At 41.5% G+C, this 25,923-nt stretch carries 25 protein-coding genes, 6 pseudogenes and 1 riboswitch; of the genes and pseudogenes, 20 read left to right on the top strand and 11 right to left on the bottom strand.

Translation table 11 applies throughout. The annotated features are described in order from the left end of the window. From SMIDD28_RS09385 to birA, 4 genes and pseudogenes are all read right to left on the bottom strand, one after another. Window positions 1–249: pseudogene (locus SMIDD28_RS09385) on the bottom strand (transposase family protein); the annotation flags it as partial. A 112-nt stretch (window positions 250–361) separates the two neighbouring features. Next, a pseudogene (locus SMIDD28_RS11405) lies at window positions 362–925 on the bottom strand (transposase); the annotation flags it as partial. 42 nt (window positions 926–967) lie between these two features. Then, window positions 968–1,281: pseudogene (locus SMIDD28_RS11925) on the bottom strand (helix-turn-helix domain-containing protein); the annotation flags it as partial. A gap of 252 nt (window positions 1,282–1,533) precedes the next feature. Next, window positions 1,534–2,469, bottom strand: a complete 936-nt coding sequence (gene birA, locus SMIDD28_RS09370) for a bifunctional biotin--[acetyl-CoA-carboxylase] ligase/biotin operon repressor BirA (RefSeq protein WP_061425732.1) — start codon at window positions 2,467–2,469, stop codon at window positions 1,534–1,536. 282 nt (window positions 2,470–2,751) lie between these two features. Here birA and SMIDD28_RS09365 point away from each other — a divergent pair, with 282 nt between their 5' ends. The 12 genes and pseudogenes from SMIDD28_RS09365 to SMIDD28_RS09315 all read left to right on the top strand — a co-directional run bounded on the left by SMIDD28_RS09365 (window position 2,752) and on the right by SMIDD28_RS09315 (window position 13,272). Next, window positions 2,752–3,945 carry an O-antigen ligase family protein gene (locus SMIDD28_RS09365; protein ID WP_061425731.1) on the top strand — a complete coding sequence of 398 codons (1,194 nt, stop codon included), beginning with the start codon at window positions 2,752–2,754 and terminating at the stop codon, window positions 3,943–3,945. A 146-nt stretch (window positions 3,946–4,091) separates the two neighbouring features. Continuing rightward, window positions 4,092–4,535, top strand: coding sequence for a MarR family winged helix-turn-helix transcriptional regulator (locus tag SMIDD28_RS09360; RefSeq protein ID WP_061425730.1), 444 nt, complete (start codon window positions 4,092–4,094; stop codon window positions 4,533–4,535). A gap of 34 nt (window positions 4,536–4,569) precedes the next feature. Continuing rightward, window positions 4,570–4,761, top strand: a pseudogene (locus tag SMIDD28_RS11395) (polyketide cyclase); the annotation flags it as partial. Between the two features lie 14 nt (window positions 4,762–4,775). Beyond that, window positions 4,776–5,504: an ATP-binding cassette domain-containing protein gene (locus SMIDD28_RS09355; protein ID WP_061425729.1), complete on the top strand. Its 729-nt coding sequence runs from the start codon at window positions 4,776–4,778 to the stop codon at window positions 5,502–5,504. Continuing rightward, on the top strand, window positions 5,497–7,017 hold the full coding sequence (locus SMIDD28_RS09350; RefSeq protein WP_061425728.1) for an ABC transporter permease/substrate-binding protein: 1,521 nt from the start codon (window positions 5,497–5,499) through the stop codon (window positions 7,015–7,017). Before SMIDD28_RS09355 ends, SMIDD28_RS09350 begins: the two co-directional genes overlap by 8 nt. A gap of 337 nt (window positions 7,018–7,354) precedes the next feature. Continuing rightward, window positions 7,355–7,957 (top strand): hypothetical protein, encoded by a 603-nt coding sequence (locus SMIDD28_RS09345; RefSeq protein ID WP_061425727.1) that lies wholly within the window; start codon window positions 7,355–7,357, stop codon window positions 7,955–7,957. Then, complete coding sequence (locus SMIDD28_RS09340; protein WP_000130448.1) at window positions 7,957–8,748, top strand: energy-coupling factor transporter transmembrane component T; 792 nt, start codon at window positions 7,957–7,959, stop codon at window positions 8,746–8,748. Before SMIDD28_RS09345 ends, SMIDD28_RS09340 begins: the two co-directional genes overlap by 1 nt. Beyond that, window positions 8,724–9,560 (top strand): ABC transporter ATP-binding protein, encoded by an 837-nt coding sequence (locus tag SMIDD28_RS09335; protein ID WP_061425726.1) that lies wholly within the window; start codon window positions 8,724–8,726, stop codon window positions 9,558–9,560. The genes SMIDD28_RS09340 and SMIDD28_RS09335 overlap by 25 nt, the downstream gene beginning before the upstream one ends. Next, entirely contained in the window at window positions 9,547–10,347 is an 801-nt protein-coding gene (locus tag SMIDD28_RS09330; RefSeq protein ID WP_061425725.1) for an energy-coupling factor ABC transporter ATP-binding protein, read from the top strand. The genes SMIDD28_RS09335 and SMIDD28_RS09330 overlap by 14 nt, the downstream gene beginning before the upstream one ends. Window positions 10,348–10,481: 134 nt before the next feature. Next, a pseudogene (pnuC, locus tag SMIDD28_RS09325) lies at window positions 10,482–10,970 on the top strand (nicotinamide riboside transporter PnuC); the annotation flags it as partial. Between the two features lie 118 nt (window positions 10,971–11,088). Further along, entirely contained in the window at window positions 11,089–12,027 is a 939-nt protein-coding gene (locus SMIDD28_RS09320) for an AEC family transporter (protein ID WP_061425724.1), read from the top strand. A 240-nt stretch (window positions 12,028–12,267) separates the two neighbouring features. Beyond that, complete coding sequence (locus SMIDD28_RS09315; protein WP_061425723.1) at window positions 12,268–13,272, top strand: NADP-dependent oxidoreductase; 1,005 nt, start codon at window positions 12,268–12,270, stop codon at window positions 13,270–13,272. 108 nt (window positions 13,273–13,380) lie between these two features. Here SMIDD28_RS09315 and SMIDD28_RS12530 read toward each other — a convergent pair. Then, window positions 13,381–13,605, bottom strand: a pseudogene (locus SMIDD28_RS12530) (glucuronide permease); the annotation flags it as partial. Window positions 13,606–13,751: 146 nt separating this feature from the next. On the opposite strand from SMIDD28_RS12530, the gene SMIDD28_RS09310 reads away from it, so the two are divergent. Then, window positions 13,752–14,336, top strand: coding sequence for a TMEM175 family protein (locus tag SMIDD28_RS09310; RefSeq protein WP_061425722.1), 585 nt, complete (start codon window positions 13,752–13,754; stop codon window positions 14,334–14,336). 37 nt (window positions 14,337–14,373) lie between these two features. On the opposite strand, the gene SMIDD28_RS09305 is transcribed toward SMIDD28_RS09310, so the two are convergent. Beyond that, window positions 14,374–14,910 (bottom strand): TetR/AcrR family transcriptional regulator, encoded by a 537-nt coding sequence (locus SMIDD28_RS09305; RefSeq protein WP_061425721.1) that lies wholly within the window; start codon window positions 14,908–14,910, stop codon window positions 14,374–14,376. A 132-nt stretch (window positions 14,911–15,042) separates the two neighbouring features. Here SMIDD28_RS09305 and SMIDD28_RS09300 point away from each other — a divergent pair, with 132 nt between their 5' ends. After that, window positions 15,043–15,900 (top strand): cation diffusion facilitator family transporter, encoded by an 858-nt coding sequence (locus SMIDD28_RS09300; RefSeq protein ID WP_061425720.1) that lies wholly within the window; start codon window positions 15,043–15,045, stop codon window positions 15,898–15,900. A 61-nt stretch (window positions 15,901–15,961) separates the two neighbouring features. Here SMIDD28_RS09300 and galR read toward each other — a convergent pair whose 3' ends face one another. Then, window positions 15,962–16,966, bottom strand: coding sequence for a DNA-binding transcriptional regulator GalR (gene galR, locus SMIDD28_RS09295; RefSeq protein ID WP_061425719.1), 1,005 nt, complete (start codon window positions 16,964–16,966; stop codon window positions 15,962–15,964). Between the two features lie 164 nt (window positions 16,967–17,130). Between galR and SMIDD28_RS09290 the strand changes: the two genes are divergently transcribed. The 3 genes from SMIDD28_RS09290 (at window position 17,131) to SMIDD28_RS09280 (ending at window position 20,283) form a co-directional block, all read left to right on the top strand. Next, window positions 17,131–18,309 carry a galactokinase gene (locus SMIDD28_RS09290; protein ID WP_061425718.1) on the top strand — a complete coding sequence of 393 codons (1,179 nt, stop codon included), beginning with the start codon at window positions 17,131–17,133 and terminating at the stop codon, window positions 18,307–18,309. 18 nt (window positions 18,310–18,327) lie between these two features. After that, a complete protein-coding gene (locus tag SMIDD28_RS09285; RefSeq protein WP_061425717.1) occupies window positions 18,328–19,809 on the top strand; it encodes a UDP-glucose--hexose-1-phosphate uridylyltransferase in 1,482 nt (493 codons plus the stop codon). A 69-nt stretch (window positions 19,810–19,878) separates the two neighbouring features. After that, complete coding sequence (locus tag SMIDD28_RS09280) at window positions 19,879–20,283, top strand: PaaI family thioesterase (protein ID WP_061425716.1); 405 nt, start codon at window positions 19,879–19,881, stop codon at window positions 20,281–20,283. Window positions 20,284–20,314: 31 nt separating this feature from the next. Here SMIDD28_RS09280 and SMIDD28_RS09275 read toward each other — a convergent pair whose 3' ends face one another. The 4 genes from SMIDD28_RS09275 to SMIDD28_RS09260 form a co-directional block, all read right to left on the bottom strand. Continuing rightward, window positions 20,315–21,577 (bottom strand): nucleobase:cation symporter-2 family protein, encoded by a 1,263-nt coding sequence (locus SMIDD28_RS09275; RefSeq protein ID WP_061425715.1) that lies wholly within the window; start codon window positions 21,575–21,577, stop codon window positions 20,315–20,317. Further along, the gene (locus SMIDD28_RS09270) at window positions 21,577–22,158 is read right to left on the bottom strand and encodes a xanthine phosphoribosyltransferase (RefSeq protein WP_061425714.1); all 582 of its coding nucleotides are present in this window, start codon (window positions 22,156–22,158) and stop codon (window positions 21,577–21,579) included. Before SMIDD28_RS09270 ends, SMIDD28_RS09275 begins: the two co-directional genes overlap by 1 nt. A 129-nt stretch (window positions 22,159–22,287) precedes the next feature. Next, window positions 22,288–22,383, bottom strand: a riboswitch (purine riboswitch). A gap of 232 nt (window positions 22,384–22,615) precedes the next feature. Next, window positions 22,616–23,002 (bottom strand): bleomycin resistance protein, encoded by a 387-nt coding sequence (locus tag SMIDD28_RS09265; protein WP_061425713.1) that lies wholly within the window; start codon window positions 23,000–23,002, stop codon window positions 22,616–22,618. Window positions 23,003–23,013: 11 nt separating this feature from the next. Then, window positions 23,014–23,841, bottom strand: coding sequence for an exodeoxyribonuclease III (locus SMIDD28_RS09260; protein WP_061425712.1), 828 nt, complete (start codon window positions 23,839–23,841; stop codon window positions 23,014–23,016). 218 nt (window positions 23,842–24,059) lie between these two features. Here SMIDD28_RS09260 and SMIDD28_RS09255 point away from each other — a divergent pair, with 218 nt between their 5' ends. The 3 genes from SMIDD28_RS09255 to SMIDD28_RS09245 are packed head-to-tail and all read left to right on the top strand — an operon-like array spanning window position 24,060 to window position 25,852. Further along, a complete protein-coding gene (locus SMIDD28_RS09255; RefSeq protein WP_061425711.1) occupies window positions 24,060–24,959 on the top strand; it encodes a CPBP family intramembrane glutamic endopeptidase in 900 nt (299 codons plus the stop codon). After that, complete coding sequence (locus SMIDD28_RS09250; RefSeq protein WP_000006512.1) at window positions 24,943–25,230, top strand: autorepressor SdpR family transcription factor; 288 nt, start codon at window positions 24,943–24,945, stop codon at window positions 25,228–25,230. The genes SMIDD28_RS09255 and SMIDD28_RS09250 overlap by 17 nt, the downstream gene beginning before the upstream one ends. Beyond that, window positions 25,211–25,852: an SdpI family protein gene (locus tag SMIDD28_RS09245; protein WP_081103283.1), complete on the top strand. Its 642-nt coding sequence runs from the start codon at window positions 25,211–25,213 to the stop codon at window positions 25,850–25,852. Before SMIDD28_RS09250 ends, SMIDD28_RS09245 begins: the two co-directional genes overlap by 20 nt. The last annotated feature ends 71 nt before the right edge of the window (window positions 25,853–25,923 follow it).

Here is a 25,923-nt window from a genome sequence, read left to right as displayed (position 1 = left end):
CTAGCACTTGAAACGACGCTTTCTAAGGAGAATTCTGGTAGGCATACCAGTCGTTTCGAGGTAAGGAATTTTCGACGGTTTTTGAAAGTCATATTTCTTCATTTGACTTCCGCACTCAGGGCAAGATGGGGCGTCGTAGTCCAGTTTGGCGATGATTTCCTTGTGTGAATCCCTATTAACGATATCCATAATTTGGATATTAGGATCTTTGATATCGAGTAGTTTTGTGATAAAATGTAATTGTTCCATATGATTCTTTCTAATGATGGTTTGGTTGCTTTTCATTATAGATCTTATGGGACTTTTTTCTACAACAAAATAGGCTCCATAATATCCACAGGGGATTAACCCACTACAAATATTATAGAGCCTCTTTTTTGATGTTCAGAGCAATAAAAATCCGTTTTTTGAAGCTTTCGAAGTTTCGAAAACCAAAGGCATTTCGTTTGATAAGTTTGATAAGATTATTGGTTGCTTCCAATTTTGCGTTTGAATAGGGAAATTGAAGGGCGTTGACGATTTTCTCTTTTTCCTTGAGAAAGGTTTTAAAGACAGTCTGAAAAAGAGGATGACCCTGCTTTAGATTGTCCTCAATGAGTCCGAAAAATTTGTCAGCTTCCTTATTCTGAAAGTGAAAAAGTAAGAGTTGATAGAGATTATAGTGGTGTTTTAAGTCTTCTGAATAGCTCAAAAGCTTGTCAAGAATCTCTTTATTGGTCAAGTGCATACGAAAAGTAGGGCGATAAAATCGCTTATCACTGAGTTTACGACTATCTTGTTGAATGAGCTTCCAGTAATGTTTGATGGCTTTGTATTCATGGGATTTTCGATCGAACTGATTCATGATTTGAACACGGACACGACTTATAGCACGGCTGAGATGTTGGATAATATGGAAACGATCTAGAACGATTTTAGCACATGGGAGTGAAACAGACTGGGAGACTGTTTCAGCCTGGGCTTAGCAAATTGTAACAAATTCTCCTGCTTCTGCAGCTTTCAAATGGCGGGCAAGAAAGACTTTCTCTTCCTCAACCGTCATATATGCATGGTTACGACCACCACGTGTTTCTTGAAGGAGAGAGTCGAGTCCTAACTCCTCATATTTTTTACATTTCGCCATATCGTTGTTTGATTACAGTCTAAAAGCTCTATAATCTCTTTATAAGATTTGCCCATCAGACGAAATAGAACGATTTGAAGGCGTTTATGATATTTAGCTGTACTAGAGTCTTTTAAAAGTGTTTTGATGGTTTGGATTTCTTCTTTAGTTGATTTCATATCACTATTGTATAATGCTTTTTGATTTTATAGTAGATTGAAATAAGATATGAACAACTCTATTAGGAAAGTAAAATTAATTTCTAGAAATGTTTTAGCAGCTACAGCGTACTATTCCAAACTCAACTAACTATAGTCTAGTATAACGTTGTACAAGAAAAGTGCAAATAAGAAATCTCCAGATTAGGAACTATCAGTGAGTTCTCTAGTCTGGAGATTTTTCAATATACTTCGTTATTGGGCGGTTACATTTCACTTCCAACTCTTGAGTGAAATTTCTCCGCTATTGAGCCAGATTTCTTTTCCGTTATCACATTGCACCAAAAGTTTTCCACTTTCAGAGATGTCTTTAGCAAGTCCCTTGTAGTCTTTTTGCTCTAGTGTGAAAGTGACTTCTTTTCCAAGAACGAATGACTGTTTTTTGTATAGGTATAATAGCTCTTCTGCTGGTGTTTCGAAGAAAGCACGCCATATTTCGATAATTAATTCATTCCTTGTTATTGGAGCTGTAGTTTTAAATAAGCTAGCAGCTTTTTCTTTTAATTCTTGGGGGAAGTCTTTGATAGTAAAGTTGATTCCTACTCCAATAATGATATCTGTGACTAAGCCAGTTTCTATAGAGGTCATTGCCTCAGTAAGGATTCCTCCGATTTTATGATTGTTTAGGTAGATATCATTGACCCATTTTATGTAGACATCTATTAAAGTTAGGTTCTTAATGGCTTTGTAGACAGCTCCAGCTACAAGTAGTGTGTAGGATGGTAATTTGTCATAGGCGAGATTTGGTTTAAGATGGAGTGTCATATAAATACCACCTTGTGGTGAGTAGAAGGAACGTTGAAAACGGCCTCGCCCTGCTGTTTGATAGGAAGCTAGATAGAGGGTGTTTGCTTCATTCCCTAAATCAATTGCTTCTTTTGCATCCAGTTGTGTTGATTTTGTTTCGGGTTTAAAACTGACTTTAATTGGAAGATTTTCTTCTAGAATCTCTGGAAGAATAAGGTCACCATTCATCAGTTTATATCCTTTGTTTTTGATGCTATCAATTTCAATGCCTTCTTGTTCTAGACGCTTGATGGCTTTCCAAATTGATGTTCGGCTCAATGATAGTTCTTCTGCAATTTTTTCTCCGCTGATATAATCGGTTTCTTTTGCTAGAATTTGGTAGACGGCTTGGTAGGATTTCATAGTGTTTCCTTTCTTTAGGAATTGTAAATGATTTAAATATAGTTTGGATAGTTGGTCAAATCTTTATTATATTACTACTATTTTAACATATACCTACTATTTACGGCACGATTTTTTAGAGTAAATCTAGTTATTAAGCTTGAGTTGTGACATTTCAGTATTTTTGCTCGCTTTTTTACCTAGGGAAGCGTTTCCTTTGTTTTCAAATTGTTAAAAAAGTGGTACAATATAGGATAGCTTACTATTATCTGAATCAGCTGATTTGGAGAGAAAGGATTCATTTTGAAATCAATAGGCTTTATTGAAAAGCTGAAAGGGTTGTCTAGTAAAGAGCTAATTTTATTGGGAATTATCCTGAGTATCTTTTTACCCTTTTATCTTTTTGTAGTTGTATTCTGTTTATATATTATCAGTTTGATTTTTACAGGAGACATGAAAAGTATTCTTCAGAAAATGGGGGAGCATCCGATGCTGCTTCTTTTTCTTGGCTATAGTACTGTTATATCTATTTTTGCACAAAATTGGATGGGTCTTGTGGCTTCAGTAGGAATTTTTCTATTTACTGTTTTCTTTTTGCACTATCAGTCGATTTTATCACATAAATTCTTTCGATTGATTTTGCAGCTCGTCTTGTTTGGTAGCGTATTGTCAGCTGCTTTTGCGAGTTTAGAACATTTTCAAATTGTGAAGAAATTCAATTATGCTTTTCTTTCACCCAATATGCAGGTATGGCATCAGAATCGGGCAGAAGTGACCTTTTTTAATCCTAATTACTATGGAATTATTTGTTGTTTTTGTATCATGATTGCCTTCTATCTGTTTACAACGACCAAGTTGAATTGGTTGAAGGTATTCTGTGTGATTGCAGGCTTTGTTAATCTCTTTGGATTGAACTTTACTCAGAATCGAACTGCCTTTCCTGCTATTATCGCTGGAGCCATCATTTATCTCTTTACGACCATTAAAAACTGGAAGGCCTTTTGGCTTAGTATTGGGGTCTTTGCGATTGGCTTGAGTTTCCTCTTTTCCAGTGATTTGGGAGTTCGGATGGGGACTCTAGACTCTTCTATGGAAGAACGCATTTCTATCTGGGATGCTGGGATGGCCTTGTTTAAGCAAAATCCTTTTTGGGGTGAGGGGCCATTGACTTACATGCACTCTTATCCTCGGATAAATGCTCCTTATCATGAACATGCTCACAGTCTATATATCGATACGATTCTGAGTTACGGAATTGTGGGGACTATTTTATTAGTTTTGTCTTCTGTTGCTCCTGTTCGCTTGATGATGGATATGAGTCAGGAGTCGGGGAAACGTCCGATTATCGGTCTTTATCTGTCTTTCCTTACAGTGGTTGCTGTGCATGGAATCTTTGACTTGGCCCTCTTCTGGATTCAGTCAGGTTTCATTTTCTTGCTAATTATGTGCAGTATTCCGTTGGAGCATCGAACTTTGGTATCGGACATGACGGATTAAGTTTTATAAGATTAAAATTCTTCTACCTTGGGTAGGAGATTTTTTTACTGGGAAAAATTATTTCTAAATCGAAATAGTTGACAGATGGAATGACGAGTGTTACAATTATTTTATTCGTTTCGATATAGAAATAAATTGGAGGTGTCATGAAAGATAGTCATTTGGTAGCCCATCATATTCGTTTGTTGAATGGACGGATTTTTCAAAAGTTACTAAGTCGGGATCCTGAAGCTCTTTATCGGAGTGAACAGGGGAAGATTTTAGCGGTTTTATGGAATAGTGAAACTGGCTGCGCAACTGCGACAGATATTGCTTTGGCGACTGGACTTGCTAATAATACGCTGACGACGATGATTAAAAAGCTAGAGGAACAAAATCTTGTAACCGTTAGTCCATGTGGAGAGGATAAGCGTAAGAAGTATTTAGTTTTAACAGAGTTGGGGCAGTCTCAGAAAGAAGTGGGGCATCGTGTCAGTCAGAAATTGGATACGATCTTTTACAAAGGATTTTCAGAGGAAGAAATTCGTCAGTTTGAAGCCTTTCAAGAAAGAATTTTGGCTAATCTGAAAGAGGAGGAAAATGAGGTTTAAAATGGAGCAAATTAGCTGTTTATAAGTAAAGGCCACTTTCGACTTTGTTTTCCAACTCTTAGGACAAGGGAACTATGTGGTTAGCTATGGTCAGACTCAGATTGATGGAGTTGCTTATGCCCAGTACGATATCTTCCGACTAGAAAATGGGAAAATTGTGAAGCATTGGGATAATAAGGAAGTTATGTCTAAGGTAGAAGACTTGACCAATCGAGGGAAGTTTTAAATTGAGGATACAGAATGATTGAATACAAAAATGTAGCTTTACGTTACACAGAAAAAGATGTTTTGAGAGACGTTAATTTACGGATTGAGAATGGCGAGTTTATGGTTTTAGTTGGTCCATCTGGCTCAGGTAAGACAACCATGATTAAGATGGTCAACCGCCTCTTGGAACCAACTGATGGAAATATTTACATGGATGGCAAGCGCATCAAAGACTATGATGAGCGTGAGCTTCGTCTCTCTACTGGTTATGTTTTACAGGCTATTGCTCTATTTCCTAATCTAACGGTCGCGGAAAATATTGCCCTGATTCCTGAGATGAAGGGATGGACTAAAGAAAAAATTGCTCAGAAAACAGAAGAGCTTTTGGCTAAGGTTGGTTTACCAGTGGCTGAGTATGGACATCGACTTCCTAATGAATTATCTGGTGGAGAACAGCAACGGGTCGGTATTGTTCGTGCTATGATTGGTCAGCCTAAGATTCTCCTCATGGATGAACCTTTTTCGGCTCTTGATGCTATTTCGAGAAAACAGTTGCAGGTTCTGACGAAAGAATTGCATAAAGAGTTTGGGATGACAACGATTTTTGTGACCCATGATACGGATGAAGCTTTGAAATTGGCAGACCGTATTGCTGTCTTGCAGGATGGAGAGATTCGTCAGGTGGCGCATCCCGAGACCATTTTAAAAGCTCCTGCAACGGACTTTGTAGCAGATTTGTTTGGAGGTAGTGTTCATGACTAATTTGATATCAACTTTTCAGGATCGTTTTAGTGATTGGTTGACAGCCCTATCTCAACATTTGCAGTTGTCACTTTTGACCTTGTTGCTGGCCATCTTTATAGCGATTCCCTTGGCTGTTTATCTTCGTTATCATGAGAAGTTGGCGGACTGGGTCCTGCAGATTGCAGGGATTTTCCAGACCATCCCGTCTCTGGCCTTGTTGGGGCTCTTTATTCCCTTGATGGGAATTGGGACTTTACCAGCTTTGACAGCTCTAGTGATTTATGCGATTTTTCCGATTTTGCAAAATACTATCACTGGGCTAAAGGGAATTGATCCGAGCCTGCAAGAGGCTGGGATTGCCTTTGGGATGACCAGATGGGAGCGGCTCAAGAAGTTTGAAATTCCACTTGCCATGCCTGTTATGATGTCTGGGATTCGGACAGCAGCGGTTTTGATTATCGGTACGGCTACCTTGGCGGCTTTGATTGGGGCAGGGGGACTAGGTTCCTTTATCCTTTTGGGAATTGACCGTAATAATGCCAGTCTGATTTTGATTGGTGCACTTTCTTCTGCAGTGCTGGCCATTGCCTTTAACTTCCTATTAAAAGTGATGGAAAAAGCAAAATTGCGGACGATTTTTTCTGGTTTTGCCTTGGTGACCATATTACTCGGTCTGTCTTATAGTCCAGCTCTTTTGGCTCAAAAAGAGAAAGAGGATCTGGTTATTGCTGGGAAAATAGGTCCAGAACCAGAAATTTTGGCCAATATGTATAAGTTGCTGATTGAAGAAAATACCAGTATGACTGCGACTGTTAAACCAAATTTTGGGAAAACAAGCTTTCTTTATGAAGCTTTGAAAAAAGGCGATATTGACATTTATCCTGAATTTACTGGTACGGTGACTGAAAGTTTGCTTCAACCATCACCGAAAGTGAGTCATGAGCCAGATCAGGTTTATCAGGTGGCGCGTGATGGCATTGCCAAACAGGATCATCTAGCCTATCTCAAACCTATGTCTTATCAAAATACCTACGCTGTAGCTGTTCCGAAAAAGATTGCTCAAGAATATGGCTTGAAGACCATTTCGGACTTGAAAAAAGTGGAAGGGCAGTTGAAGGCAGGCTTTACACTCGAGTTTAACGACCGTGAAGATGGAAATAAGGGCTTGCAGTCAATGTATGGTCTCAATCTCAATGTGGCGACCATGGAACCAGCTCTTCGCTATCAGGCAATTCAGTCAGGTGATATTCAAATAACGGATGCCTATTCAACCGATGCAGAGTTGGCACGTTATGATTTACAGGTATTGGAAGATGACAAACAACTCTTCCCACCTTATCAAGGGGCTCCACTAATGAAAGAAGATCTTCTCAAGAAACATCCAGAGTTGGAAACAGTTCTCAATAAATTGGCTGGTAAAATTACTGAAAGCCAGATGAGCCAGCTCAACTACCAAGTCGGTGTTGAAGGCAAGTCAGCAGAACAAGTAGCCAAGGAGTTTCTACAAGAACAAGGTTTGTTGAAGAAATAGTTTGAAAATGTCAAACTCAACTTTGTTAAACGACCATATAGAAAACTGCTCAGACAATGTCGTCTGGGCTTTTTTGATGTGAGAATTACTGAATGTCACTTAAAATGGAAAACAAGAGGAAATTTTTAGGATTTTCTAAAATTTCACTGTAAATACACTTGACTATTCACAAAATAGGTGTATAATGTGTTGTGAACTACTTAACAAATAAAGATTTCCAGCTCATGTCGACTAAGGATGGAAATCTTGTGTATAGACAGTTCAGTAGATATATAATAGAGCGTTGCGTCCGAAAGTCTATCCAGACACGGCTCTTTAAAAACAAAAGGAGAAGATTATGAAAACAGAACCGATTCATCGTACCAGTATGTGGAAATTTAAGTTAAGTGCTGCCACCATGACTTTGATTCCCGCTACCGTGGGGATTAACTATGTTGCCAAAGCCTTGGCGGAGGGGTTAAAGTTGCCCGTTTGGCTGGGGTCTTTGGGAACCTTTCTTGCCAGCATGTTGGCTGGGCCGGTTGCCGGTGCCATTAGTGGTTTCATCAACAACGTGATCTATGGGCTGACCTTATCGCCAATTTCAACCGTGTATGCGATTACCAGCATCGGAATTGGGATTGCTGTCGGAGTTTTGCACGCCAATGGTTGGTTCTCGTCAGCGCGACGAGTATTTGTTTCTGCTATTATTATTGCCATCGTTTCAGCTGTCATTTCAACGCCACTCAACGTCATCTTTTGGGGTGGTCAGACCGGTATCGCTTGGGGTGACTCATTGTTTGCGGTAATGGTCGCCAATCATGCACCAGTGTGGCTGGCCTCATTTACCGATGAGTTTGTCTTGGATATTTTGGATAAAGTCTGCGTGGCCTACCTGGCATTCTTCATCTATCGTCAGCTGCCGAAGCGGATGGTGCACTTCTTTAGCGATGATAAATGATGACTGATAAAACATTGATTTCTGGAGCGCCACGGGTCAAGCTCAAGTGGTACCAGGTGATCGATCCGATTACTAAGCTCTTGTTCATCTTGGACATGACGTTGTTGAGCTTTGCCAGTATGAATTTATTGCTTCAGGCCGGATTAATTCTTGTCGCAACACTGCTATTGTTATTTTCCAAATTGAGTTCTACCACCTTTAAGGCGCTGGGATTCAGCCTGTTTCTGATTTGCACCATGCTGATCATCCAAGGGTTATTTTACAGTCGGAATCAAACTGTGCTGTTTTCTGTGCTTGGGGTGTCGTTCTACAAAGAAGGCCTGATTTACGCCACCACTCTGGGTTGTCGAGTATTGGTGATTATTTTGACCAGTGGCTTTTTTATGGTGACCACGAGTATTTCAGAAAACGCGGCCTATTTGGAACTGTCCGGATTGTCTTATAAAACCGTCTACGTTCTGATGTCGGTGTGTTATATTTTGCCGGAAATGATGCGCAATATGCGGAAAATCCAGCAGGCACAAAAAGTTCGCGGAACCAATCCGCAAAAAACGTTGATTCAGAAATTAAAGTCAGTCCTGCCGGTTCTAATTCCATTGGTGATTAAGACCTTGGATCAATCGATGACGCGGTCGATTTCTCTCCAACTGAGAGGTTTTGATAATCTCAACCGGACTGTCAGAACCTCCCAGCGCGTGTATCGCCTGTCGCGGACGCTGCACATTGGTCTGACTGGATTGGCAATTTTATTGATTGGGTGGAAGATATGGACGAAGATAAACGGATTGTAATTGAAAATTTGACTACCCGTTATCCGGGTACTGAGCAACCACAACTGCGTCAGGTTAACGCGGAGGTTCATACCGGCCAGGTGGTTGGGATTATCGGGAATAGCCACTCCGGCAAATCGACTTTGTGCCGTGTGCTGGCAGGGGTCATTCCCAAAATTGTGTCTGCTGAGATTGAGGGCGATTGGCACATGTTTGGCCAGCGAGTGTCCGACAATTGGCCCGTTTATAATGCCATGAATGGAGTTGTACTGCAAAATCCAGCTGGCCAACTAAGCGGGTTGGCAGACACGGTTGCCGATGAAATCGCCTTTGACTTGATTAATCAGGGAATGACTGAAGGACTGATTCAAAAACGGGTTGAAGAAGTTGCCACGCAAATGGGGCTGATTGAACAGTTGAATTTGCGTCCCGAGAGCCTTTCCGGTGGTCAGATCCAGCGGTTGGCAATTGCCACGGCGATTGTGGCTAATCCGGCTGTTTTGATTATGGATGATCCGACCAGTGAGATGGATCCCCTTGGTCGCCGGCAATTTTTCCAATGGCTGGCCCAAGTCAAAGAGACGACTGTCTTCATTGTCACCAGTGAAATTGACGATTTGTGCGAAGTCGCCGACGTTGTGTGGGTGCTGCACGAGGGTCAAATGGTAGCCCAGGGCAGGCCGGGTGAGGTGTTTAATCATTTGGCAGCTGACTGGCAGATTCCAGCCCCGACAATCCAGCAACTTGCTCAAAAAATGGATTGGCACTTGGCTGATGGCCGGTATCCGGTGAATTACGCTGATCTGAAGGAGGTTCGTTATGTCCACAATTGAACTGAGCCACCTGACGTTCACTTATCCGGAACGGTCCTTTAGCTTGGATGTTGAAGACAAACACTTCGCCGATCCGATGGTGGCGATTGTCGGCCAAAATGGTGCCGGCAAATCAACGCTCTTCAAATTGTTGACGGGCTTGCTGACACCACAAACCGGTGTGATTAAGATCGATGGAGAAAATTTTAATGATCTTAAACCAGTCGAAAAGTTACTGAAGGTTGGGATTACTTTTCAGAATCCTGACGATCAGCTTTTCAACCCGACCGTTCAACGAGAGGTGGAGTGGAATGTCGCGCAGATCATGGATGACCACGACACGATTACGAGGCGGGCTTTAGCGGCTCTAAAAAGAGTTGGCTTGGATGATAAAACAGCTGAAAGTCCATATGACCTGTCATTGTCGGAACGCAAGCTGTTGAGCGTTGCCACAGTTTTGGCAGTGGATCCAGCGATTTATTTATTTGATGAGCCGATGATGTCGCTTGATTGGGAAAGCCGGCGCAAGTTGACCGCAATTTTCCATCAGTTGGCTGATTCGGGCCACCAAGTTGTGACCATCACCCATGACATGGATTGGGTCGCCGCCGAGTTTGAGTCGGTGTATGTTATGGAACACGGGAAGTTTGGCTTCGCCGGCAGTCCACGGGAATTGTTCAGCAATCACGAACTTGTCCAGCGAGTGGGATTACTACCACCGCGGATTATGGACATAGCGGAGTCGCTGGGTGATTCACAGACATATTTATCGGTTAATGATTATTGCCAGAAAAATCGAGATGTATAGAAAAAGTCACCTCTGCGGGTTTTCCAGGTTGAAGGATTAACTTCAGCTTCTGGCAAGAACTCACATGGGTGACTTTTGTGTTTAATAACGTTTCATGATCATCGGGTGCTTCCTCAGATAACTCGGTTTGATTTGCCAGTAACTATATCTTTGGTTTGATCAATTCTGTCATTTATCTTGTGCTTGCCCTTCAAAAAGGCTTCTACGGTGAGGTTTTGACAAGTCTCTATTTCACCATCATGCAGCCAATTGGTCTCTTGGCTTGGATCTATCAAGCCCAGTTCAAAAAAGAACAGCAGGAATTTGTTGCCCATAAATTGGATGCGGTGGGATGGATCAAGTACTTGTCGATCAGTGCCATTTGGTGGCTGGTATTTGGCTATATTTACCAATCAGTTGGAGCCAATCGGCCTTTCCGGGATTCCGTTACCGATGCGACAAATGGTGTTGGTCAGCTCTTGATGACAGCTGTTTACCGTGAACAATGGATTTTTTGGGCTACTACTAATGTTTTCTCTATCTACTTGTGGTGGGGAGAAAGCCTACAAATTCAAGGGAAATACTTTATTTACTTGATCGACAGTCTAGTTGGTTGGTACCAATGGACCAAGAAAGGCTACTAGTAACAATCAATAAAATCAAGAGGTGGGCATGTTACTCTACCTCTTTTTGTGATATACTAGAGTAGTTTTTGAGACCTTGTGGAAAAACGCTCATTTCAAAGAAGTAAAAGGAGAAAACATGGAAATCTTTTTGAGGAGTATATCAGGGATCCTGGTCATTCTAGGTATGGTTTTAGTGGGCTTTGTCATAGGTGAAAAAGGCTGGTTTGATGACAAGTCACGTGGCTTGATCGCAAAATTAGTCACTCAAATCGCTTTGCCCTGCTATATGCTCTACACCATCACACAGCGTTTTACAGCGGCTGCCCTCCTAAAAATGTTACCAGAACTGCGTTTTCCTGCCTTGTCTATGGTCATTTTACTTGGCATCGCGACAGCAGTAGCTAGGATCTTTGCAGTGAGACAAGACCACCGGGGCCTCTTTATTTCCATGTTTTTTAACTCCAATACGATTTTTGTGGGTCTTCCCATTAACCAAGCCCTTTTCGGGGATGCCAGTATTCCCTATGTTTTGATCTATTACATGTGTAATACGACCTTTTTCTGGACCTTGGGGACCTACCTGATTCAGCGGGATGGCGAGGGAGAAGCTCAGTTTGATCTCAAAACGAGTCTGAAAAAAGTCTTTTCTCCTCCTCTCATGGGCTTTCTCTTAGGGCTAGTCTTGGTGATTCTTCATATCAAGCTCCCTACCTTTTTAGCCAGTGATTTACAGTATCTGGGTAATTTGACAACTCCTTTATCCATGATATTTATTGGTTTATCAGTGTCCAATGCAGGACTAAAGCAACTGACTCTGAAAAAAGACCAATTCTTAATTTTGTTGGGACGCTTCGTGGTTGCCCCACTCTTGATGGCGACCATTGTTTACTGGGCACCTCTTCCAAGCTTGATGAAGCAAGTCTTTATCATTCAGTCCGCTATGCCAGTGATGACCAATGCACCGGTCGTTGCCAGACTCTACGGAGCCGATAGTGATTACGCAGCGGTCATGGTGACAGAGACGACCCTTGCTACCATGGTGGTGATTCCCATACTCATGGTGTTGATGGCTTGATCAATAGGAATGGATTCGGTTCTTTATACTATTTATCTTAATTTCCCAGAGAAGAAAGACAGTTAAGAAACAGTTTCATTTCTTTTCGTCCATTCGGAATTTCAGATAGAAAGAACTTTCAAATTAAACTTTAGAAGATGATATTGATAGTCCAAAACAAGAAGCTAAATAGACGGTTTTTACTAAAACAATATATATCTGTACTAGATACAAGTTCAAATAATAGAAAAGAGAAATTACATGAAAGTTGCACAACATACTACTTATAATAAAAAGAATATCAAGCTGAATTTAATTGAAGTGCCTAGACCAACTATGAACGAAAATCAAGTTTTGATAAAGGTGTCTGCAGCTGGGGTTAATCCTCTCGATAACATGATCTCACGTGGAGAGGTTGAAATGATTGTCCCGTACAAGCTCCCACAAATTGCAGGTAATGAAGTCGTTGGTATCGTTGAAAGCATCGGGAACAACGTTAGTAACTTTCAAGTAGGAGATCGTGTCTTTGGACGTCTACCACTAGACCATATTGGTGCCTTTGCAGAATATGTGACTGTCGATAGCCAGGCTCTGGCCAAGGTACCAGACTATCTATCAGACGAGGAAGCTGCTGCTGTACCTTTGACTGCCTTGACCATTATGCAAGCCCTAGAACTCATGGAGGCTCAAGTTGGAAAGACCATCTTTATCTCTGGAGGTACTGGAGGTGTTGGTGGAATGGCCATTCCAATTGCCAAGGCCAAAGGTTTGAAAGTCATCACCAATGGGGCTGGAGATAGTGTTGAGCGAGTTTTGAAGCTAGGAGCAGACCGTTTTATCGATTATAAAACAGAGGATTATACAAAAACTGTCAGTGAGGTCGATTACGTCCTTGATACTCTTGGTGGTGCAGAAACTGAAAAGCAAATGTCTATCATGAAAAAAGGAGGTCATCTTGTTTCGCTTCGTGCCATACCAAACGGTGCCTTTGCCAAACGAATGAAATTACCAAAATGGAAACAATTGCTACTTGGCTTAGCAGGACGCAAATTTGATAAGATGGCGGACAAATATGGCGTTCACTATCATTTCATTTTTGTAGAAAGTAATGGCGCTCAATTACAAGAAGTAGCTGACCTATTGAGTACATTAGAAATCAAACCATCTATCGATACAGTCTATCCATTTGAAGAGGTAAATAGCGCATTAGACAAGGTCGTTAATGGTCGCTCACGTGGAAAAACAGTCCTTACTTTTAAGAAATAGAAAGATGGGGAGAAAAAAGGAGATAAACCGTAAAAGGCATAGCAGTTTTGGATGATGAATGGAATAATAAAAGAGCTCAAGTTTTCATTGATACAACTTGAGCTTTTCTTATATGAGGGCTAATAAAATAGTGATTAGCAGAGCGATTCCCAATCGAATGACATGGTGGGCTAGATTGAAGTTTTCTTTGTGCTTGCCATTCCAATAGGCTCCGTAGCAAATCAACCCACAGCCAATCAGCCAAAGAAATAGTGCGACAATCGGCAAAAAGCAGTAGAGGATGAGAGATAAGGTCGCAATACTACTTCCGATAAGGGGAAGCCGATTTCCTAATTGTTAAATGAAGTGATATACTTGAAGGATATCAAATCTATTTTGCTCTTCCGAGTTTAATTTTTTATCAAAACATGCTATACTGTAGCATAGAAATAAACGATCACTTATTAACGAAGTATAGTGGGAGTTGAAAGGATTGGAAAATGAATAAACAACCGCAAATCATGGAAAAAGAACGTTTGGGGGCTTTTATAGATGCAGTTTTAGCCATCGTTATGACTATCTTGGTGCTTGAGTTGGAAAAACCGAAGACATTTGATGTACAAGGATTATGGGAGCTTCGAACAAATTTTCTCGCCTACGCCATCTCTTTCTTTTGGCTAGGAGCTATGTGGGCCAATATTCACGCTGCCTCCCACCTTATTCAAAAAATCAGTCAAAAAACGGTTTGGGCTACCATTGTTATGCTTTTTTTCTCTTCCCTCTTTCCCTATGCGACACAGCTCATAGCGACTCATTTTACGAATGGGACTATGCAGGCCTTTTACGGAGTCATCGTCCTACTGATTACTTTTTCAGTCTTATGGTATTATCGTACGCTTGAGGAGATAAATGATGGCGCAGAAATGTATGGGTTGAATGCAGATCGCCAAAAATGGTTGACTTGGGACATTGGCATTAAGATTCTTGGATTAATCTTGTCCCTGACGATTTTTCCGGCAGGAGTTGGGATTTCAGTCCTAGTGACCCTTCTATTTATTGTCATTCCTAAACAATTTAATCCATAAAAAGTCAAAACGAGCCCTTTTGGACTCGTTTTTCTGTTTAATTATAGACATGTAGGATTTCCAAATAAAACTGGATCACTTCTTGTTCGGAGTAGGACTTGCCTTTTTTCAACCACCAGCTGAGGGTTTCAATGAAATGGCTTACGACTAGGTGTTTGAGATAGGAGTGAGGAATGTTGGGGTACGATTGGATTAGTTCGTCGGCTACTATTGGGTAGACATCATGTTCCAGTTCTTTTCGCAGTTGCCGGATAAAATAATCGTTTTTAGAGAGCAAGAGACTGGTTACATGGTCTTGATTTTTCTTGAAATGCTGAAAGATATGGGCAAGGTAATCTTCGGTTGAAATAGAATGCTCTCTTTCAAAGAGGTGATGGAAGAGGTAGCGGCAGAGCTCGTCCAGAAGCAGCTCCTTGCTCTCATAGTGACAGTAAAAAGTAGAACGTCCCACATCTGCGAGATCAATAATATCCTGAACAGTAGTGGCCTCGTAGCCCTTAGTGTTCAAAAGTTGTAGAAAAGCTTGATAGATGGCTTTTTTTGTTTTACTGATACGGCGGTCAATGTTAGTCATATGGACACTTGAGGCAAATTGTTCAGAACTGAATAAAGCTGACCTTTTGCTTCTATCCTTTCTTTGAGTTTTAGTGGATAATGATAATGAACAAGATGTTCATAAATCTATTATAACAAAGGAATGAGAAATATGAAGGCAAAATATACTGTTTGGCTAGCTTTTTTCTTAAATTTGACTTATGCCATTGTCGAGTTTATCGCTGGTGGAGTGTTTGGTTCCAGTGCAGTTCTTGCTGACTCGGTGCATGACTTGGGAGATGCGATTGCTATTGGGATCTCAGCCTTTTTGGAAAGTATCTCCAATCGTGAAGAAGACAGCCACTATACCTTGGGCTACAAGCGTTTTAGCCTTTTAGGGGCCATGGTAACGGCTGTGATTCTTATGACAGGGTCCGTTTTGGTCATTTTGGAAAATATAGCGAAAATCTTTCATCCACAATCGGTCAATGATGAGGGGATTCTCTGGTTAGGAATTATTGCGATTATTATCAATGTGCTAGCGAGTCTCGTCATTCGCAAAGGACAAACCAAGAATGAATCCATTCTCAGCCTGCACTTTCTGGAAGATACCTTGGGTTGGGTGGCTGTCATCCTGATGGCCATTGTTCTTCGATTTACCGATTGGTATATCTTGGATCCGCTCTTGTCTCTTGCTATTTCCTTCTTTATTCTGTCAAAAGCTCTTCCACGTTTTTGGAGCACGCTCAAGATATTCCTCGATGCAGTGCCAGAAGGAGTAGATATCCAGAAAATCAAGACGGATTTAGCAGAATTGAATCATGTCGCTAGTATCAATCAGCTTAATCTCTGGACTATGGATGGTTTGGAAAAAAATGCCATTGTCCATGTTTGTTTAAAAGAGATGGAGCATATGGAAACTTGTAAAGAATCTATTCGAATTTTCCTCAAAGATTGTGGCTTTCAAAATATTACCATTGAAGTTGATGCTGACCTAGAAAGTCACCAAGCACATAAGCGAAAGGTGTGAGTTGGAGCGGAATCATAGAGATTATTAGAGAAACAGCCTTGCTAGAGGTCGTTTTGTAATCCTAATCATTCCTTGTACTTTCTCTCAGAGTCAGTCTGGTTCCCAGCATGGTCAGGCTAGGTATTTTGCGACCGTGGAGTACTTCTTTGTTAAGAATATCCATACCTGCTCGGCCCATTTCTTCGGTATAGACGGTGATGCTGGAGAGGGGTGGATAGACCTGCTTGGTCAGGCTGGTGTCGTTAAAGGAAATAAGGCTGACGCGGTCTGGCAGAGTGATTCCAGCTTCTTGGAGGGCACGGAGGGCACCGATAGCTAAACTATCGCTGGCTGCGAAAAAGGCTGGTGGGAGTTGGTCTCCCAAGCTCTGAATGGCCTCTTTCATTAAGTCATAGCCAGACTGGGCAGTAAAGCTGCCTTGAAAGATTAGTTCATCATGATAGATTCCCTTTGCTTGACTGTAGTTTCTGAAATTTTCCAGCCGTTTATCCTCAATGATTTTTTCTTGGTCAGTTGTTTCCTCAAGCCCTGTTAGAATCCCGATACGGTCCATCCCTTGGCTGAGAAAATAATCGACAACCTGTTTCATGGCAGTATAAAAGTCCGTGATAATGCAGGTATGTCCCAGGGAAAGTGTATCGCTGTCTAGAAATACAAGAGGCTTTTGGTATTCTTCAAAGGCAGAAATCTGTGCTCGGCTAAATTTTCCGATGCAGAGAATCCCAATCACTTCCTCGCTTAGGGTAAAAGGATGGTCATTAAAATAGCGCAAGATATCGTAGTCCAACTCTTGGGCTCTTTTTTCTATGCCTAAGCGAATCTGGTAGTAGTAAAGGTCGTCCAGCTCTCCTTGTTCACTGACCCATTGGATAATGGCAATCTTTTGCTTGGGCTTGTGGGACTCGCCTGTCTTGAGGTGCTTAGTGTAGCCCAACTCTTCAGCAACAGTTAAAATACGGTGTCTGGTTTCTTCTGTAACAGATAGGCTCTGGTCGCGGTTGAGGACACGGGATACGGTCGCGATAGAGACAGAGGCTAGCTGTGCAATGTCTTTTAAGGTAGCCATAAATCCTCCTTCTTTAAGGTTAGTATATCATATTTTTCTGCTTTTTACCGATAGTTTAGTAAAATTTTAGTAAAAAGGATTGACCTTGGGGAATCCCTTGGATACAATAGAAGAAAACGATTACACGTTAAGGTACCTTAACGGACAGTCAAAGGAGAAATCATATGACACAACATCTTACTGCTGAAACTCTTCGCAAAGACTTTCTTGCTGTTTTTGGTCAAGAAGCGGACCAAACTTTCTTTTCACCAGGCCGTATCAATTTGATTGGTGAACACACAGACTACAACGGTGGGCACGTTTTTCCTGCTGCTATTTCCTTGGGAACATATGGGGCAGCTCGCAAACGTGATGACCAAGTCTTGCGTTTCTACTCAGCTAACTTTGAGGACAAGGGCATTATCGAAGTACCTTTAGCGGACCTCAAGTTTGAAAAAGAGCATAACTGGACCAACTATCCAAAAGGTGTCCTTCATTTCTTGCAAGAAGCTGGACATGTGATTGACAAAGGTTTTGATTTTTATGTTTATGGGAATATCCCAAATGGTGCTGGCTTGTCTTCTTCAGCATCCCTTGAACTCTTGACAGGAGTCGTGGCAGAGCATCTCTTTGATTTAAAATTAGACCGTTTGGATTTGGTTAAAATCGGAAAACAAACAGAAAACAATTTTATCGGAGTCAACTCTGGTATCATGGACCAGTTTGCTATCGGTATGGGAGCTGACCAACGTGCTATTTACTTAGATACTAACACTTTAGAGTATGACTTGGTGCCACTTGATTTGAAGGACAATGTCGTTGTTATCACGAACACTAACAAACGCCGTGAATTGGCGGACTCTAAATACAATGAACGTCGTGCTGAGTGTGAAAAAGCAGTGGAAGAATTGCAAGTAGCCTTAGATATTCAGACCTTGGGTGAATTGGATGAGTGGGCCTTTGACCAATATAGCTACCTGATTAAAGATGAAAATCGTTTGAAACGTGCTCGCCATGCTGTGCTTGAAAACCAACGTACCCTTAAAGCTCAAGCAGCCCTCCAAGCAGGTGATTTGGGAACATTTGGTCGCTTGATGAATGCGTCACACGTTTCCCTAGAGCATGACTATGAAGTGACTGGATTGGAATTGGATACTCTTGTTCACACAGCTTGGGCACAAGAAGGCGTTCTCGGTGCTCGTATGACAGGGGCAGGTTTTGGCGGATGTGCCATTGCTTTGGTGCAAAAAGATGCTGTTGATGCCTTTAAGGAAGCTGTAGGCAAACACTACGAGGAAGTAGTTGGATACGCTCCAAGCTTCTATATCGCTGAAGTTGCAGGTGGCACTCGCGTCCTTGACTAGTCAAAAGGAGGCTCTATAGTGACCTTAGTAGATAAATTTGTAACACATGTCATTTCTGAAAGTTCATTTGAGGAAATGGATCGAATCTACCTGACCAATCGTGTCTTGGCACGAGTGGGAGATAGCGTTTTGGAAGTTGAGACCAATCTGGATAAATTGATTGACCTCAAGGACCAGCTGGTTGAAGAAGCCGTTCGATTAGAGACGATTGAGGACAGTCAGACTGCACGTGAAATCCTTGGTGCTGAACTGATGGACTTGGTGACTCCTTGTCCGAGTCAGGTCAATCGTGACTTTTGGACAACCTATGCCCACTCTCCTGAGCAAGCGATAGCGGATTTTTACCAACTCAGTCAGAAGAATGACTACATCAAACTCAAGGCTATTGCTAAAAATATCGCTTATCGTGTTCCATCTGATTACGGAGAGCTTGAAATTACCATCAATCTCTCTAAGCCTGAAAAGGATCCCAAAGAGATTGCGGCAGCCAAGTTGGTGCAAGCTAGTAATTATCCTCAGTGTCAGCTTTGTCTAGAGAATGAAGGCTACCATGGTCGGGTAAACCACCCAGCTCGCAGCAACCACCGTATTATCCGTTTTGAAATGGCTGATCAGGAATGGGGCTTCCAGTATTCGCCCTATGCTTACTTTAATGAGCACTGTATTTTCTTAGATGGGCAGCATCGTCCCATGACGATTAGCCGTCAGAGTTTTGAGCGTCTACTGGCTATTGTAGAGCAGTTTCCAGGATATTTTGCTGGCTCTAATGCCGACTTGCCGATTGTGGGAGGTTCTATTCTAACTCATGATCATTATCAGGGAGGCCGTCACGTATTTCCTATGGAATTGGCTCCCTTGCAAAAGACCTTCCGATTTGCTGGTTTTGAGCAGGTCAAGGCTGGGATTGTCAAGTGGCCTATGTCAGTGTTGCGTTTGACTTCGGCTTCCAAAGAAGATTTGATCAACTTAGCTGACAAGATTTTGCAGGAATGGCACCAGTATTCAGATCCAAGGGTGCAAGTCTTGGCAGAAAGTAATGGAACACCACACCATACCATCACACCCATTGCCCGTAAACGCGATGGACAGTTTGAGTTGGACTTGGTCTTGCGGGACAATCAGACTTCTGCAGAACATCCTGATGGCATCTATCATCCTCACAAGGATGTTCAACATATCAAGAAGGAAAATATCGGCTTGATTGAGGTCATGGGCTTGGCTATCTTACCACCTCGTTTGAAAGCAGAAGTGGAGCAAGTCGCTAGCTATCTTGTAGGAGAAGCTGTCTCAGTTGTCGATTATCATCAGGAATGGGCAGACCAACTCAAAGCCCAACATCCAGATCTAGCGGATAAAGAAAGAGCCCTTGAAATCGTTAAGGACTCTGTAGGTGCTATCTTTGCGAGTGTACTTGAGGACGCAGGAGTCTACAAGCAGACAGAGCAAGGACAGGCAGCCTTTATGCGCTTTGTGGAGCAGGTCGGAATTTTACCAGGCTAGGAGCTTTCTCCTTGCACAGTCCTATAAAAAGTAGTATCATAGTGTCGTTTGAACTATCAGGAGGAAACGATGAAAGACTTTCATTTTGACGCTATATCTGCCTTTGAAAATTACGAAATTGAACAAATGAGAGATGGTCACGTTGTGGTGACGACCAAAGTAGTGGACTCGTCGCTCAACTACTATGGCAATGCCCATGGTGGTTATCTCTTTACCCTTTGCGACCAGATCAGCGGTTTGGTGCTTATCTCGCTGGGGCTTGATGGAGTGACTCTCCAATCCTCTATCAACTACCTCAAAGCAGGAAAACTCGACGACGTGTTGACCATTAAAGGAGAATGCGTCCATCAAGGTCGCACAACCTGTGTAGTGGATGTGGATATCACCAATCAAGAGGGCAGAAATGTCTGCAAAGCAACCTTTACCATGTTTGTCACAGGCCAGCGGTCAGAAGAAAGACAGGTAAGGATATAACATAAAAAAAGAGGCTCGCACCTCTTTTTTTTTATTTCTTCTTATGATTTAATACTGCATTGAGTACAATGGCGAGTAGGCTAGCTACGACGATTCCGTTTGAGAAGAACATTTGGAAGGCTGTTGGCATGCTGACAAAGAGATTACTGTTGTTTAGTCCGACACCTGCGGAGATTGATACAGCTGCGATAAGGAAGTTGTGTTCATTGTTAGCAAAGTCAACACGGGCGAGGATTTGCATCCCTTGAATCGATACAAAACCAAACATTACCAGCATGGCACCACCGAGGACAGGGCTTGGAATGATTTGGGCAAGGGCGCCAAACTTAGGAAGGAGTCCAAGGAGAACCAGGAAACCAGCTGCGTAGTAGATTGGCAGGCGAGTCTTGATACCTGATAATTTAACCAAACCAACGTTTTGTGAAAATCCTGTGTAAGGGAAGGTGTTAAAGATTCCTCCGAGAAGTACGGCCAAACCTTCTGCGCGGTAACCGTTGCGAAGGCGCGTGCTGTCGATTGGATCCTTTGTGATATCAGACAAGGCTAGGTAAACACCAGTCGACTCAACCATAGACACTGTTGCGATGATACACATCATGACAATAGATGAGATTTCAAAGGTTGGCATCCCAAAGTAGAGGGGAGTTGGGACATGGATAAGTGGTGCTGCTGCAACAGGAGAGAAGTCAACCAAGCCCATGCTAGCAGCAATGGCAGTTCCAACAACTAGACCAATCAAAATAGAGATAGACTTGATAAATCCTTTGGTAAAGATGTTGATCAAGAGGATAATCAGAACAGTGATAGCTGCAAGCAAGAGACTTTGACCAGTTGGTTCTGGAACGTTATTTCCCATATTTCCAATAGCCACAGGAATCAAGGTCAATCCAATTGTTGTGATAACAGATCCTGTTACGATAGATGGGAAGAGATTGGCCACTTTTGAGAAGATACCTGAAACAAGAACCACGTAAATCCCTGATGCGATAAGGGCACCAAACATAGCACCACTACCATGGCTTTGCCCAATCATAATCAAGGGAGCGACTGATTGGAAGGCAACTCCAAGAACGACTGGTAGTCCAATACCAAAGTATTTGTTGAGTTGGAGTTGGAGGAAGGTTGCCACCCCACACATGAAGATATCTGTGGAAATCAGGTAGGTTAACTGCTCAGTTGAATAGCCAAGGGCTGTCGCAATCATAATGGGAACCAGGATAGATCCTGAGTACATGGCTAGTAAGTGCTGCAAGCCAAGAACGGCTGCTTGCGAGTGTTTTTCTTGAGTTTGCATTAGAGATCTGCCTCCTTAAATATGACTTGACCATTTTCAAAACGATCCAAACGAGCGAGTGATAGAACAGGGTAGCCTGCTTTTTCAAGCAGATCACGACCATCTTGGAAAGATTTTTCAATCACGATACCGATAGCTTCGACTGAGGCTCCGGCCTGTTCGATGATTTGAATCAAGCCTTTAGCAGCTTGGCCATTAGCAAGGAAATCGTCGATAATCAAGACCTTGTCCTCTGGTGAGAGGAATTTTCCAGCGATAGAAACGGTGCTGGTTACCTGCTTGGTAAAGGAGTAAACTTCGGCAGTTAAGATGCCTTCGTTCATAGTGATATTTTTAGCTTTTTTAGCGAAAATCATGGGAACGTTTAAGGCTTCAGCTGTAAAAACGGCTGGAGCGATGCCTGACGCTTCAATGGTCACAACCTTAGTAATGCCAGCAGCAGCAAATTTTTCCGCAAAAACCTTACCGATTTCTCTCATTAGGCTAAAGTCAACTTGGTGGGTTAAAAAGGAATCCACTTTGAGGATGCTATCACCCAAGATATGCCCATCCTTGAGGATGCGCTCTTCTAATAATTTCATAAGACCTCCTAAAGTCTAAAAGCCAATCCTTTTGCTTGTTTCAGATTTCTATCTAATAAAACTGATAGAAAAAGGACCTACTTAATCTCTAAGTAAGTCCCCAAAATAGGCATGGCAAAAACGACCATACCCCACTTCTGACTTACTTATTGTTAGGTGTTACGGCACCTTGTAGAAACATCGTGCCAATTCACGACATAAACAAGTAAAATGATATTTAATTTAAAATAGGCTTGTGCCAATGTTTTTATTTTACACTAAATAACTTTAGAAATCAACTGTTTTGTTAGTGTTTTGATTTAAAAAACGAACGAATATAATAAAAATGGGCAAAAAATCAGTTATTGGCTAACATTTAGAAGATTTTTCCATCATAAAAGGCATATCATCAAGTTTTTTCAAGACCTGACAATATGCCTTTTTCTGATTTTAAAGACTTTACCCAGTCTTTATTATTCTACTCGCTAAATCTTAAAAAATAGCCATCTGGATCCAAAACTGCAAATTCATGTGGATAGATATAGTGATCCTCAACACGAAACTTTCTTTTGGTTAAGGGACGATAAATAGGATAGTTTGCCTCCATCACTTTTTGATAGAGTTTTGGAACATCCTTTATGCCAAAGGAGAGATTGACTCCACGACCAAATGGGTAGGTCAGTTCAGCTAGTTGGTCCTTTGACCCCTCCTCTAGCATTAGCTGGCAATCTTCAAGAGAAAGGAAGAGAAAGTTTTCTTCCGGGCGCTCATATTCAATCCTAAAACCGAGTAAATCACAGTAGAAGGAACGAGACTGCTCTATATTCGATACGAGAAACTCGGGAATGACCGCATTGTAGTCCATATAGAAACTCCTTACAGGTCAATTTCCAAGACAATCGGTGTGTGGTCTTGGCGAGCACCTGAGTCAATCATATCAGATTTAGTGACCTTGTCAGCGATGCGGTTACTTGTGAGCCAGTAGTCGATTCTCCAGCCTGTATTGTTGATTTTAGAAGTCTTACTGCGTTGTGCCCACCAAGTGTAGCGTTCTGGAACATCGCCGTGAATGTGGCGGAAGGTATCCGTAAATCCAGTTGCTAAAAGGTTGGTAAATCCAGCACGTTCCTCGTCGGTAAATCCTGGTGAACGGCGGTTGCTGCCAGGATTTGCAAGGTCGATTTCATTGTGGGCTACGTTGTAGTCACCAGTTGCAAGGACTGGTTTTTCTTTGTCTAGTTCAGCCAAGTACTCAGCATATTTGACATCCCAGACTTGACGTTCTTCCAAGCGTTTGAGGCCGTCGCCAGCGTTTGGAGTGTAAACTTGGGTAACGAAAAAATCATCAAATTCTAGAGTGATGATACGACCTTCCAAGTCCATGGTAGAAGGGGCACCGATTTCTGGGAAAGTGACAGTGGGTGTGAGTTCTTTCTTATAGAGGAACATGGTTCCAGCATAGCCTTTACGGGCAGGCTCTTGGGAAGAACGCCACGTGTTTTCATAACCTGGAAAGAGTTCTTCTAAAATTTCCAAGTGTTTCTTTGTAGGCCCTTTGGCAGAAAGCTTGGTTTCTTGGATAGCAATGATATCAGCATTTTCAGCGACCAAGGTTTGTAGGACTTCTTGGGACAATTTGGCACGAGCTGAGTCACTAGTTAGGGCAGCATTGAGGGAATCAATATTCCATGAGATAAGTTTCATAAAGTTACCTTTTTCATTCAGATTATAGATTTTATTATACCAAAAAAAGGTCTATTTCCCCAACGTATGGTTTGAAAATTACTCTTTAGACTTTATCCTTAGAAAATAAAAATTCCCTAAACTATTTAGAAAAAAATCTAAATAGGTCTTGTGTTTAGAATAGAAAGGTGTATAATGTTATTTAGAAAAACATCTAAATAGAAAGTGAAGTTACATATATGTCAAATAAGAAAACAATCCTTCTTTTTGTGGTCTTGGCTTATGCCCCTGCTTGGATAATATGGTTGACACTATGGCTAAGTGGTGTTGGTCTAAATTCTCCATGGAGTCAGCTTGCTAGTATTGTAGCCATGTGGATGCCTGCGCTTGCAGTCTTTCTCTTAGGGAAAATAACGAATCAACCTAGTGGAATCAAATCTAAATTAGCCGTGAATTTCAAGAGGAACTGGCGCTTTTACTTACTAGCTATCTGGTTACCAGCAGTTATCAGTTTTTTAGGAGCAGGACTTTATTTTCTTGTATTCCCTAGCAATTTCAGCCTTGGTTTTGAATCTATTCAAACTATTTTACAAGAAAAAGGTGTCTCTCAATCAGCCATTCCCTTATCTTCCTTGGTCTTGATTCAAATCCTAGCTAGTTTGACCTACGCTCCTTTTCTTAATAGTTTCTTTACATTGGGAGAGGAAATTGGTTGGCGTGGCTATCTTTACCCAGCTCTAAGAGGACGCTTTTCAAGAGTCCAGACTCATGTCTTGCTTGGTCTCATTTGGAGTCTTTGGCATCTACCAATCAATTTGCAAGGCTATAATTATGGCCTTACTTATTTTGCTTATCCCGTTTTGGGAGTTGTTGCTATGTTTCTATTTTGTTTTAGCCTAGGAATATTGTTAAGCTGGTTGTTGGAAAAGACAGATTCTATCTGGGCTTCTGCCCTATTTCATGGGGCAATCAATGCAACTGCAGGTCTTGGTTTACTCTTTCAATTACCAGGAGAAAAAGTTTCAAGCCTCTTGATTTTAGGTCCATCACCGACAGGAATGCTATCAGTTCTACCTTGCTTATTCCTAGCCCTACTAATATTACAAAGGGAAAGGAGTCATTATGAGTTTTGCAAATAGTTTTAAAGCCTTATCTCATCCAGTTAGAAGAGAGATTTTAAATTTACTCAAAGCAGGTAGATTATCTGCAGGAGAAATTGCCAGTTATTTCGAGTTGACAGGTGCAACGATTTCACACCATCTCACGATTTTGAGAGCAGCGGATTTGATTCATGAAATGAAAGAAAAAAACTTTATTTATTATGAGTTAAATACATCGGTTTTAGAGGATATAATGGTTTGGTTAGCAGATCTGAAAGGAGATCATTTTGATGAAGATAAAAATCAATAAGAAATTGGTATTATTTACGAGCATTCTCATCCTACTACCTTCCATTGTAGGTTGTGTTTTCTGGAATCAATTACCAGAGGAGATACCCACTCATTTTAATCTACTGGGTCAAGCAGATGGCTACAATCATAAAGTGTTTGCTATCTTTGGATTGCCGGCTCTCATGCTTTTGATGCATTGGGTGCTTCTATTTTTAATGGTTAAGGATCCTAAATCTAGCAATATCAGTTCAAAAATACAAATTTTAATTTACTGGATTATTCCTTTTGTATCTTGTCTATCAATGATTTCTATATACGGAGAATCTTTGGGTTATTCCATGATGAGTGGGCTACTAGCTCAGATTTTTATGGGAGTCGTGATGATCGTAATTGGAAATTATCTACCAAAAACACACCGAAATTATATAATCGGTATTCGACTACCGTGGACCTTGGAGAATGATGGAAACTGGAGAAAAACGCATCGCCTAGCTGGAAAAATTTGGGTATTAGGAGGATTGTTATTGTTTCTAAATTCCTTTGTGCAACTATATGTTTACTGGGTATTCTTCTTGACACTTTTCTTTGTAGTGATAATTCCTAGTGTCTATTCTTATCAATTATCAAAATTAGAATCTTGAAACAGGTATTTGAGTCATTAGTTAGAGAAGTTGGTCTGATAAGTCTATTTCCCCAACGTATGGTTTGAAAA

The organism is Streptococcus mitis, assembly GCF_001579045.1.
Lineage (GTDB): Bacteria > Bacillota > Bacilli > Lactobacillales > Streptococcaceae > Streptococcus > Streptococcus mitis_D.
This window is presented reverse-complemented; position numbering and strand designations above follow the sequence as displayed.